The 12,465-nt window shown below is 42.0% G+C and carries 11 protein-coding genes; 1 reads left to right on the plus strand and 10 read right to left on the minus strand.

All coding sequences use genetic code 11. The features are described 5' to 3' along the window. Positions 1-167: 167 nt before the first annotated feature. The 3 genes from trmD to rpsP all read right to left on the minus strand — a co-directional run bounded on the left by trmD (position 168) and on the right by rpsP (position 2,036). Positions 168-941 carry a tRNA (guanosine(37)-N1)-methyltransferase TrmD gene (gene trmD, locus DFP82_RS10120; protein WP_110923620.1) on the minus strand — a complete coding sequence of 258 codons (774 nt, stop codon included), beginning with the start codon at positions 939-941 and terminating at the stop codon, positions 168-170. Between the two features lie 103 nt (positions 942-1,044). Beyond that, a complete protein-coding gene (rimM, locus tag DFP82_RS10125) occupies positions 1,045-1,578 on the minus strand; it encodes a ribosome maturation factor RimM (RefSeq protein WP_110923621.1) in 534 nt (177 codons plus the stop codon). A gap of 188 nt (positions 1,579-1,766) precedes the next feature. Next, entirely contained in the window at positions 1,767-2,036 is a 270-nt protein-coding gene (gene rpsP / locus DFP82_RS10130; protein WP_110923622.1) for a 30S ribosomal protein S16, read from the minus strand. A 601-nt stretch (positions 2,037-2,637) separates the two neighbouring features. Between rpsP and DFP82_RS10135 the strand changes: the two genes are divergently transcribed. After that, positions 2,638-4,116: an ATP-binding protein gene (locus DFP82_RS10135; protein ID WP_110923623.1), complete on the plus strand. Its 1,479-nt coding sequence runs from the start codon at positions 2,638-2,640 to the stop codon at positions 4,114-4,116. 56 nt (positions 4,117-4,172) lie between these two features. Here DFP82_RS10135 and DFP82_RS10140 read toward each other — a convergent pair whose 3' ends face one another. The 7 genes from DFP82_RS10140 to atpA form a co-directional block, all read right to left on the minus strand. After that, positions 4,173-4,352: a hypothetical protein gene (locus DFP82_RS10140; RefSeq protein ID WP_110923624.1), complete on the minus strand. Its 180-nt coding sequence runs from the start codon at positions 4,350-4,352 to the stop codon at positions 4,173-4,175. A 177-nt stretch (positions 4,353-4,529) separates the two neighbouring features. Beyond that, positions 4,530-6,218, minus strand: coding sequence for an ATP-binding protein (locus DFP82_RS10145; RefSeq protein WP_110923625.1), 1,689 nt, complete (start codon positions 6,216-6,218; stop codon positions 4,530-4,532). 309 nt (positions 6,219-6,527) lie between these two features. Further along, complete coding sequence (locus tag DFP82_RS10150; protein WP_021812806.1) at positions 6,528-7,244, minus strand: response regulator; 717 nt, start codon at positions 7,242-7,244, stop codon at positions 6,528-6,530. A gap of 538 nt (positions 7,245-7,782) precedes the next feature. Further along, positions 7,783-8,199, minus strand: coding sequence for a F0F1 ATP synthase subunit epsilon (locus DFP82_RS10155; protein WP_011514632.1), 417 nt, complete (start codon positions 8,197-8,199; stop codon positions 7,783-7,785). 115 nt (positions 8,200-8,314) lie between these two features. Then, complete coding sequence (gene atpD / locus DFP82_RS10160) at positions 8,315-9,748, minus strand: F0F1 ATP synthase subunit beta (protein WP_110923626.1); 1,434 nt, start codon at positions 9,746-9,748, stop codon at positions 8,315-8,317. A 38-nt stretch (positions 9,749-9,786) separates the two neighbouring features. Beyond that, the gene (atpG, locus tag DFP82_RS10165; protein WP_110923627.1) at positions 9,787-10,668 is read right to left on the minus strand and encodes a F0F1 ATP synthase subunit gamma; all 882 of its coding nucleotides are present in this window, start codon (positions 10,666-10,668) and stop codon (positions 9,787-9,789) included. Between the two features lie 227 nt (positions 10,669-10,895). Next, positions 10,896-12,440, minus strand: a complete 1,545-nt coding sequence (atpA, locus tag DFP82_RS10170; RefSeq protein WP_110923628.1) for a F0F1 ATP synthase subunit alpha — start codon at positions 12,438-12,440, stop codon at positions 10,896-10,898. Positions 12,441-12,465: the final 25 nt, after the last annotated feature.

The raw sequence follows: 12,465 nt of genomic DNA on the forward strand, positions 1-12,465 counted from the left end.
ACCTGTTTGTAATAATTAATCGCGTCTCTTTATGGTGAGACACAACGTAAATGGTTTATAACCAACGGCCACTATGCTATGACCTGTTTTATTGTTGCTCAAAATTGTGTTTTTTAACTGTTTATCGAATCCGTGCTTTATAAGACAGTTTTTTATCAATCCTAACCTTATAAAGTCTTATTTTTTTCTGCTTTTGCCAATGCTTTCAACCACTTTGCTTGCTCTACCGTTGGTGTGAACGCTTGCCACAAGTCTGGACGACGCGCTTGCGTACGACTGACTTGCTGACTAAAGCGCCACTTAGCGATATTGGCATGGTGACCTGACAGTAAAACCTCAGGAACCGCCATACCAGCAAAATTATGTGGCTTAGTATAATGTGGACAATCAAGCAATCCATCAACGAAGGAGTCTTGCTCAGCTGACTTATCATCGCCCATAATGTCAGGCAGACGACGTATCACACTATCCATTAGCACCATTGCTGGTAGCTCACCACCAGTCAAGACATAATCACCTAGTGACACTTCCATATCGACATACTGTGACAGTAAGCGCTCATCAATACCTTCATAACGACCGCATAATAAAATCATGCCATCGTAATCAGTCATACTGACCACACTACTCTCACTGAGCGTCTGCCCTTGTGGCGACATATAAATCACCGGACAGTGCTCACTATCGACACGGCAGCCATGTTGACTGGCTCGTAAGCGCGCATCCTCAATAGCTTTTGACAATGGCTCAGCCATCATCAGCATTCCAGGACCGCCACCATACGGGCGTTCATCAATACGGCGATAGTTATCAGTGGTATAATCACGTGGATTAATGCATTCAATCGTCACTTGCTCCTGAGTGACTGCCCGCCCCGTGATACCAAAATCACGAATCGTGGCAAACATCTCAGGGAAAATACTAATAACGGCAAAATACATCTGATGTCTACTTGGCGTAGTGGTTAATAATAGTTAAATAAATCGGTATGATTATCGATGATACTTAACAATAAAGCCGAAACTTATATCGTTAAAGCTGTTATCAATAATCACTTGGCCAAGACACTAGCACTGTTTTTTCAGTCATATTGACCTTCATTACAGTTTGCTTATGCCATGGAATTAGGCGCTCTTCATTATCCAAACTGTCTGAGTTTGCCGTTACACGCATGATGTCATGGGCACCGGTCTCAAACATTTCAGTGATATTGCCTAGATATTCATCTTGCTCGTTCATCACGCGCAAGCTGACCAAATCCGACCAATAATATTCGTCTTCAGCTGTTTCAGGCAAAACGTTTTGTTCGACCCAAACGGTAACACCGTTCATGGTCTCAGCAACATTACGATCAGGAACTTGCTCAAATTGAGCCACGATTCCTGTTCCTTGCTCACGCCAAGCTTTAACAGTCAAAGGTTTCATGCCTGTGGCAGTTTTCATCCACCACGGATGCATGTCAAATATTGCCGTGCGATCATCTGTATCACTAAAGACCCAAAGCCAGCCTTTAATACCATAAGGCTTTTTCAGCTGACCAATTTTCATAAGGGCACTAGCGTTTGGAACTGATGACATAACGGCTAACCTAACAATGATTAAAACAGAAATTATAATTACATTTCAATCAAAAGCGATAAACGCAATCAAAATCAATAAACAGTTAATGGCGTACCCTGGTTAGACCAGTTACGCTATATTTACTAAAGTCTACTGAGGTATGCTCATGATTTTGCTATCAGCATCTCAGTAATAGTAACGAAAACTTAAGCAGTTGCTTCAGTTTGTGCTACAGACTTGTTGTAAGCTTTTGCTAATGAAGCAACGCGATCTGAAGGTTGTGCACCTTTTGCGATCCACGCATTGTACGCTTCCATGTTTAGGCGCACTGCTTCTTCTGAATCTTTAGCGAGTGGGTTAAAAAAGCCGATGTTTTCAATATAGCGACCGTCACGCGCGCGGCGTTGATCAGCAACAACTACTTGATAAAATGGGCGTTTCTTGGCACCGCCCCGTGCTAAACGAATAACAACCATGTGAATTCTCTCTTTCGCAGGTATACCAAAAAGGGCATAATTATATCACAGTCTTTATTTATTGAAAACATAAACTGTGCTTATTTAATTATTTATTAACAATAGCTTAAATGCACATCGATGTAAAACATAATTGCTCATAACCTTTTATTTTCAATCAGTAATTTGACTGTCTTCAGCATATGAAATAGCTAAAATACAAAGTCACCTCATCCCAATTCTCACACGCATTTTAGAGAGTCATATGGCTGGTTTATCAAGTCAAAGCGACGTCAGTACCTTTCATTGATTATGCTATAGTTGAATTTAAATAATTTCGAGACAAGGACACCGAGTGCAAGTTATACATTAGTATGCTTAGCGAGGATGACAATGTAGCGTATTTATATGGATTTGATTGTATTCTATGATATGTCTAGCGACCTAATATACAAGTTGCTCAGTATACGTATCAAGCCATATATACTGACCAAGTTCGACACCGTCATCTAGTTGATAATAACCGAGTCTAAAAAGCAGAGTTCATCCTGTAAGCAGTATAATAACGGTTTGGCTCAATAGTCGATTTAATAAAATACCTCTCTCAACATGTTGGATTCATATGACCACCTCACACCCAAAACCACGTCGTAAAGGTTGGCTACCACGCTCCTATTCCAACACTTGGCTGACAACCTTAATGGTCTCCTTTATTGTCCTTATCAGTGTTGGCTTATCGATTTTGTTTTTTTGGCGAAGCTTGTATTTGCCAGAGCTAAAAAACCATGCTCGCTATTTAACGAGCGAGCTACAGCTGATGAACAGTGTCAATCAAGACTGGAAAGACCGTCCTGAGGTACGCCGATGGATTTATCAGCATTCTCATGTGGTGGTGGTGAATAATCCGAATGACTTTCCAGAAGTGTCTGATAAGGCGTTTGTTGGTGTCTTTACTGATGTGTTGCAACGCGAAATTGGTGCACAGTTAGGTCGGCCTGTTGAAGTATATTTTAAATTTAAACCAACACCGCAGCTTTGGGTACAAGACAGCCGAGACGACAGTTTTTGGATTCGTGAGCCAGTGGTCTATTATTCACAGTACAGTCCAGGATTGTTGGTACTATTCCTCATTGGATTGCCTATTCTGTCGCTGCTAACCATTATCTTACTGGCACGACAACTAAACCGCCCATTGCGATATTTACAGCGTGCTGCAACCAACTATATTCGCCTTGGTCACGCAACCACTTTACCAACACAAAAAGGCCCTACAGAGATACGCCAAGTCAATATGGCATTCAATCGTCTATTTACGACGTTAAATCAAGCGCAAAAAGAGCGCACAATTATGCTTGCTGGCATCTCACATGATCTGCGTACACCTTTGACTCGTATGCGATTGACCGCTGAAATGCTACCAGACGACTTCTTTCGAGAAGGACTGATTTATGATATTGAGGATATGGATGCCATCTTGGAGCAGTTTATTTCATTTATGAAAGATGGTTCTGATGAGCCAGTGAGCCTGACTAATTTGAATACCATTTTTAATGAAATCATGGTGCAGTTTGCACCGATGGAATTTATTTATCAGTCAGAGTGTCACAAAGTTGTTCCTATACGCCCCATGTCTATCAAACGCCTCATTATAAATCTGGTAAACAATTCGAAGCGTTATGGTAAAGGACCTATTTATCTATCGGCGACTGTGATGCCGACATTTATAGAGACTATTGAAGATGAAGATAGTGACGTGGTCAGTGAAAGTGCTGTCAATCAGGAAGCACAAGAGCAACTAATGATATGCGTAAGGGATTGTGGTGACGGCGTTGCAGAGGATCAATTAGAGCGTATTATGCAACCTTTTGAACGGGGAGAGACCGCACGTACCACCCAAGGTAGCGGTTTAGGTTTGGCTATCGTAGACCGTATCGCAAGATTGCATCATGGCACAGTAGAAGCTATCAATCATCCTGAAGGTGGTCTACAGGTTTGTGTACGTATACCTTTGCTTTCTAAAGTTGCTGGAGATAAGACTGTCGCTGCCGATACTGAAGAGCGTTCAGGTTCTGATAACAATCTATTGAATAAAGACGACTAAACTGAAAGTGACTAGAGCTAGAAAATACTTCATTGCAGCTTTTGCATGAATAAAAACTAGTCTCTAGTTCCGATGACAGGGGGAATATACTTGGCGCTATTGGTAAACTCTAATGGCTGAGTAATACTTTCTTGCGCAGCTTTTAACGTTTGAGTCGTCGAGGGCTGCTGCAAGAATAAATAATATCCTAGCGTTATTGCATTTAAAACCACCAAACCACCAAATAAATACGGCATCCTTTGCCCTCCTCTACTTTCAAAAAATCTACTTTTAAAACCATTATTGGTACTGCAATACTGATGATGATTACAGCTAAAAAATAATTAGACTGGTGGTAATTTATAACCTATTAATTTATGTCTCAACTACTCTTTAAGAGTAGCTATGACATTATATATTGCCTTTATTTATCATCACTTGTCATCGAAACCACGTTCACTTTTCTCTTGCGTCAACTCGTCAGCAGCCAGAATTTGTGTCAGTGGTTTAATCGGCCATGTCATGACAAATCGGGCACCACCAAGTGGCTCGCTCTCATCGACTTTCATACTACCATTAAACCAAAAAGCAATACGCGATACAATAGACAAGCCCAGACCGTAGCCACCTGATGCACGCGTACGACTATCATCTAGGCGTGAGAATGGAATAAATACTTTTTCGCGATCTGCTTCTGGAATACCATGGCCATCATCTTCAACACTCACAAACGCATTGCCTTTTTTGACACCTGCACTAATGACAATCGTGGTCTCTGCATAGCGTAATGCATTGCCTGCAAGGTTTTGAATCACACGATGTAGATAACGTCGGTCTGCAATGGCGGTTACTTTAGCATTCGGCAGCTTGGTCACTATCTTGATTGGCTTACCTAGTGCATTGGTCTCACGTTCAATCTGCTCAAGCAATTCTCTAAGATTGACTGGCTCCAAATCTAGTTTTGGCGAGCCTTCTTCAAGCTTGGCATAGGTCAAAATCTCATCAATCAAACCATTGAGCGACTCAATATCTTCATCAATATAGTCGCGCTGCATAAAGCGTGAGTCTTCATCATCAGTATCAGCAAGCATATCGACAGCAAAGCGAATACGAGCCACAGGCGTACGTAACTCATGTGACACTGCTCGCGTCAGCTCTCGCTGCGACTCAATCAAACGTTTGATATGTGAAGTCATCGCATTAAAGGTCGCTGCTAAACGGGCAATTTCATCTTGCCCAATCACTTGCACCTGACTTTCAAGGTTACCTTTACTGACTTCATTGACACCGACCTGAATCAACTGCAATTTGCGTTCAAGCGGGAAAATCAATGCATATACACCCAAGCTGATCAAAAACATGCTGATCAAAATCATACTTATAATCAAATTGAGGGGAAACCAGTTAAATAAAGGTACTGGCCCAATCAAAATGGCCATATCATTGATTTCAGAAGGCACTACTATCTGGATAGCCGAATTACTTTTACTGCTATTGGTGTCCTGCAGTGAGATAACAACCTCATCACGGCGCAATCGACCCATCTGATCGGTATCCAAATCCAGCGTATTAACTGCTTTGAATTCCAATGGGAAGGAGAACTTCTCTTCTAACTGAGCCAAGCGTGCACGTTTATCAGGCAGCGTCACGTGATAAGACAAATCATCTAATAAGAATACAGCTATTGCACGCACTTGCTGTTCAGTGACTTGCGTAACCCTAGCCGTTAGGACATTTTTATTGTCAGGTAAACGATAATAGACATCGGCATGCACAGGCTGAGTAACATAGCGTACGACTGTATTGTCATTTTCAAAACGTCGCAATTCACTGGCATTAAAGTCCACGTCAGTAATAGGCACAATACTGAATTTCGAGCCAAACAAACTACTCGCATCAGACAGCCAATACTCACGCTGCTCCGCACTCTCCTGATGAGAAACACCTTCGCTCACCAGATGAAAAGCGCCCTTGGCCATATTTTCACGATAGGACTGTACACGCTCTTTATTGATTGTATCCATCAATAACTGGGCAAATAACGCCACACATAAACAGACTATGAGTAGTCCAGCATAGATACGAACAAAAATACTGTGTTTTAAAGAAGAGACTAATGACATACGTGCCGTGACCAACTTAATGAATAAAAACTGCTGATATCATGCAGCACATAAGCGCTGTATAACAAATAATATCAAACAGTATGGAGTAAAAACTATCCTAGCTATTATGTTTTTTGTGTTGAGCTGATACTTAGCACACTTTGTATCATGTGCAGGGTCTCAGTCACTACAATAATTGTTTAATTAAACCACATAACACTATAATTAAGTTCAAAAATTCAAATTTAGCCATAAAAAAACCAGCATAGTTGCTGGTTTTTTATATGACGATTATCAATAATAAGTAATTGCTCAAAGGAACGAAAATTAGTTGCCTTCTTTCACAAATAAATAACCTTTGCTACGTACGGTTTTAATACGTTTAGGGTTTTCTGGATCATCACCAATCTTTGGACGAATACGTGAGATACGTACGTCAATTGAACGATCTTGACCATCATATTCAATACCGCGTAGACGCTCAAAAATATCTTCACGAGATAGAATACGACCAGCATTAGAAGCTAGCAACCATAAAAGGTCATATTCAGCACTGGTGAAATCAACCAGCTCATCGCCTAGATTCACTGAACGACCACCATTGTCGATGACTAACTCACCAAACTCTAGACGCTGTGGCACGTCTTCTGATGGTGCATTTTCTGAACGGCGTAATAATGCACGAATACGGGCAAGCAAGACACGTGGCTGAGCAGGTTTTGCGACATAATCATCGGCGCCCATCTCAAGACCTAGTACCTGATCCATATCTTCAGTACGAGCCGTCAGCATCAAAATAGGATTTTGGTAATGCGGGCGAACTTCACGACAAACCGTTAATCCATCGCTACCAGGAAGCATCACATCAAGTACAACCAAATCTGGTTGCTCATTGACGATACGGCGAATAGCACGATTACCATCTGTTTCAATCGCTACTTCTAAACCGTTTTTGACCAAGTAATCTTGGGTCAGCATGGCCAGACGCTCATCATCCTCAACAATCAAGATTCGGGGGGTGTTGTCTTCTTCATTCGTTGTCATTGTTATATCCTCTAATACATCTAATTTAAAAGTAGTAAAAGTAAGAGCGGTAAATTAATAGCACCATCACGTGGCACAATTGATGTTCGTATAGCTGTTACAAACTTGGTAGCACAGTATACTATTAAATATACGGCTTCCTATACTATAGCTTATAGTCGTTAACAAAACCTATAAACTACACCTATTAAAACGTTAGTTTACGTCCAAAAAATACGTGATTTACGCAAATAACAGCAGACAAGTTGGTTTTATCACTCTTTGAATGTCTAAATATTGGTAAGTAAACTAACCAAATTAGCTTTTCAAGGAACTTCTAATCGCTTTACTCTCACTCAAAACTTACTCTCTATGACATATAATATAGCGACATATTGTTGTTGTCGCCAGTGACTTTTTAGAAATTGTCTAATATTCTTTGATTCACATATATTTAGTATGGTCACTCTAAAAACAGGCATAAAAAAACAGCCCATAATGGACTGTTTTTTTATCATTGAAAGACTAAGAACAAAGCCTAGCCTTTCAAACAAAAATTTTAAGCACGGTTTTTGTACTTACGGATAGTCTGTAGCTGTGCCACAGACTCTGCTAATGATGCTAAAGCTGCATTAGTCTGTACAGTGTCCGATTGATTGACAAGCATTTGCTCAGCCTTTTTACGTGCTTCAACAATTTTGCTTTCATCAAGGTTATGTGCACGCATGGCTGTATCAGCCAATACGGTAACCATCTTCGGCTGTACTTCTAATACACCGCCTGATACATAGATCACTTCTTCTTCACCGTCTGGTGTTTGCACTCGCATCGCACCCGGTTTTAACAAAGTAATAAGCGGTGTGTGACCTGGCAATACACCAATCTCGCCTTCGGTACCCGTCGCTATTAACATGCTAATTTCGCCTGAATACAACTCTTCACGAGCACTTACGACGCGACATTGTAACGTTGCCATACTTAACTCCTTACTATCAAAACGCGATCAAAAAACAGTAAAAACTGCGATGCGTTACTGATGAGTAGATAAACGTATTATAGCCTATCTACTCGTTAGCCAATGCTTAAGCAACTTACGCTGCAGAAGATTTCATTTTTTCTGCTTTGGCAACAACTTCATCGATGCCACCAGCCATATAGAATGCCTGCTCTGGCAAGTCATCGTATTCACCAGCGATGATTGCTTTAAAGCTAGCAATGGTATCGCGTAGTGGTACATATTTACCAGGTGCACCAGTAAAGATTTCAGCAACGTGGAATGGCTGTGATAAGAAGCGCTGAATCTTACGAGCGCGATAAACAACCAGTTTATCTTCTTCTGATAACTCATCCATACCCAAAATTGCGATGATATCTTTAAGCTCTTTATAGCGCTGTAGGATTTCCTGTACGCCACGAGCAACATTGTAATGCTCTTCGCCGATCACTTGTGGATCTAGCTGACGTGACGTTGAATCCAATGGATCAACCGCAGGATAGATACCTTGTGAAGCGATATCACGGCTTAGTACAACTGTTGCATCCAAGTGAGCAAACGTCGTAGCAGGTGATGGATCGGTCAAATCATCCGCAGGTACGTAAACAGCTTGAACTGAAGTAATAGAGCCTGACTGAGTTGAGGTGATACGCTCTTGAAGCATACCCATCTCTTCAGCTAGTGTTGGCTGATAACCAACTGCTGATGGCATACGGCCTAGTAGTGCTGATACTTCAGTACCAGCTAGTGTATAGCGGTAGATGTTATCAACAAACAGCAATACGTCACGACCTTTGCCAGTAGCAGGATCTTTGGTATCACGGAAGTACTCAGCCATGGTCAAACCAGACAGCGCAACACGTAAACGGTTACCCGGTGGCTCATTCATCTGGCCATATACCATTGCTACTTTAGATTTGCTAAAGTCTTCAGTGTTTACAACGCCAGCTTCTTGCATTTCGTGATAGAAATCATTACCTTCACGAGTACGTTCACCAACACCAGCAAATACTGACAAGCCTTCGTGCTTAAGTGCGATGTTGTTGATCAATTCCATCATGTTGACGGTTTTACCAACACCAGCACCGCCAAACAGACCAACTTTACCACCTTTTGCAAACGGGCAAAGTAAATCAATAACCTTGATGCCTGTTTCTAACAGTTCAGTGCTGTTTGACTGCTCTGCATAGCTTGGGGCTTCACGATGGATAGACCATTTTTCATCAGCAGCAACAGGACCTTCTTCATCGATAGGACGACCAAGAACATCCATGATGCGACCTAGTGTACCAATACCCACAGGTACAGAAATAGGTGCGCCAGTGTTAGTAACTGGTAGGTTACGCTTTAGGCCTTCAGTTGAACCCATTGCGATAGTACGTACGATGCCATCACCTAGCTGTTGCTGTACTTCTAGGGTGGTTTCGGTACCGTCTACTTGCAAGGCATCAAAAATTTTAGGAACTTCGTTACGGTTGAACTCAACGTCAAGAACCGCGCCAATAATCTGTACAATACGACCGCTACTCATTGCGTTCTCCTTGAACTTCTATATATAGGTGTAGTCAATTATGAAACAGCAGCAGCACCGCCAACGATTTCCGAGATTTCTCGAGTAATCGCCGCTTGACGCAGCTTGTTATAAACCAACTGTAAATCGTTAATAAGGTCACCAGCATTATCTGTAGCCGCTTTCATCGCAACCATACGTGACGACTGCTCAGAGGCAATGTTTTCCATTACCGCTTGATACACAATCGACTCAATATAACGGCCAAGCAATTCATCAATCAAAGTCTTGATGTCAGGCTCGTAGATATAATCCCAGCTAAGCTCAGTCTGCATGCCGCTGTCTTCATCAATAAGCGATCCCTCTGGAAGAGGTACTAACTGACTGACTGTCGGCTTTTGAGTCATGGCATTGATAAACTGGTTATATACCACATAGATACGGTCTAAATTACCGTTACTATAGTCCTCAAGCATCGCCTGAACAGGTGCATTCAATTGCTCAAACGTTGGCTTATCACCATAATCGGTCACGGCCGAGGTAACTTTACCACCAAAGTTTTTGAAAAAACTCACACCTTTAGCGCCAATAGCTGCAAACTCAGTCTGTACAGACTGGTCTTGGTATTGCTGGATACTTTTAGTTAAAGCTTTAAATAGGTTGACGTTCAAACCACCCGCTAGACCACGGTCAGAGGTAATGACAATATAGCCAACCTTATTGACTGGGCGCGATACCATATACGGATGTTTGTAGTCTGATGAAGCGTGCACCAAATGTGAGATAACCCGGCGCATACTATCAGCATACGGGCGACCCACTTCCATGCGCTCTTGTGCACGGCGCATTTTACTTGCTGCAACCATTTGCATTGCGCGAGTAATTTTTTGGGTGCTTTTAATACTGGTGACTTTGGCACGTATCTCTTTTAAGCTTGCCATAATGATTCCAATATAAGAGGGTTAAAAAGCATTGGCGCAAGCGACAATCATTTAATATACAACATTAATCTGACAGAGTAATATTTTATATCTTGTGCATTACGCGTTCTAATACCGTCAATGGTTAAAACAGTGGCGCTCTATCTTGGCAAAAATATGATCAGACAACGCGCCACTTTATCAGCTATCAAAGATAGCCATAACCAAATTCGGCTTAACCCGTTAAATTAATAACTGTGATTTTGTTTAAATGTCTCTAGAGCTGACTTTAAACGACCTGCGATATCATCGTTGTAGTTCGCAGTGTCATCAATCTCACGCATCAATTCACTCTGCTCATCATGCATATAGCGTAAGTAAGCTTCTTCGAAAGAACCAATTTTTTCAACAGGCACGTCAGATAAAAATCCTTCATTCGAAGCATAAATAACTGCTGCTTGCTCAGAGATAGACATTGGCTGATACTGCTTCTGCTTCATAAGTTCAGTCACACGCTCACCATGATCAAGCTGTTCGCGAGTTGCGTCATCAAGATCTGAGGCAAACTGAGCAAATGCGGCCAGTTCACGATACTGAGCTAGTGCGGTACGGATACCACCAGATAGCTTTTTGATGATCTTAGTCTGTGCAGCACCACCAACACGAGATACCGAAATACCAGCGTTGACTGCTGGACGGAGACCTGATGCGAATAAACTAGACTCTAGGAAGATCTGACCATCAGTAATTGAGATTACGTTAGTCGGTACGAATGCAGAAACGTCACCAGCTTGGGTCTCAATGATTGGCAATGCAGTTAAAGAACCTGTTTTACCAACAACTTCACCATTAGTGAACTTTTCTACATAAGCAGCATTTACACGTGATGCACGCTCAAGTAAACGTGAGTGTAAATAGAATACGTCACCAGGATATGCTTCACGGCCTGGCGGACGACGTAGCAATAGTGAAATCTGACGATAAGCAACAGCTTGCTTTGATAAGTCATCAAAGACAATCAGAGCATCTTCGCCGCGGTCACGGAAATATTCGCCCATCGTACAACCTGAGTACGGTGCGATATACTGTAGTGCTGCTGGCTCTGATGCTGATGCAACCACAACCGTGGTATATTCTAATGCACCAGTTTGCTCAAGCTTACGTACCACGTTGGCGATGGTCGAACGTTTCTGACCGATAGCTACGTACACACACTTAATGCCAGATGATTTCTGTGCAATAATCGCATCGATAGCCATTGCGGTTTTACCCGTCTGACGGTCACCAATGATAAGCTCACGCTGACCACGACCAATTGGGATCATAGTATCAACGGCTTTATAACCAGTCATTACTGGCTGATCTACTGATTGACGGTCGATAACGCCTGGGGCGATCTTTTCGACTTTGTCAGTCATCTTGGCATCGATAGGACCTTTGCCATCGATAGGATTACCCAAAGCATCAACAACACGGCCTAGCAGCTCAGGACCTACGGGTACTTCAAGAATGCGACCAGTACAATAGGCTTTTTGACCTTCTTGTAACTTTAGGAAGTCACCTAGTACTACCGCACCAACAGAATCACGCTCTAAGTTAAGCGCCATTCCATAGACTTCACCTTCAAACTCAATCATTTCGCCGTACATGGCATCTTCAAGACCATGAATCTGCACGATACCGTCAGATACTTTGACAATCGTGCCTTCATTCTTTGCAGTTGCACCCGCATCAAGGTCTTGAATACGCTGCTTAATCAGGTTACTGATTTCCGCTGGATTCAATTGTTGCATTGCCTTGTTTCCTTTAATTTATGAT

Source organism: Psychrobacter fozii, from assembly GCF_003217155.1.
Lineage (GTDB): Bacteria > Pseudomonadota > Gammaproteobacteria > Pseudomonadales > Moraxellaceae > Psychrobacter > Psychrobacter fozii.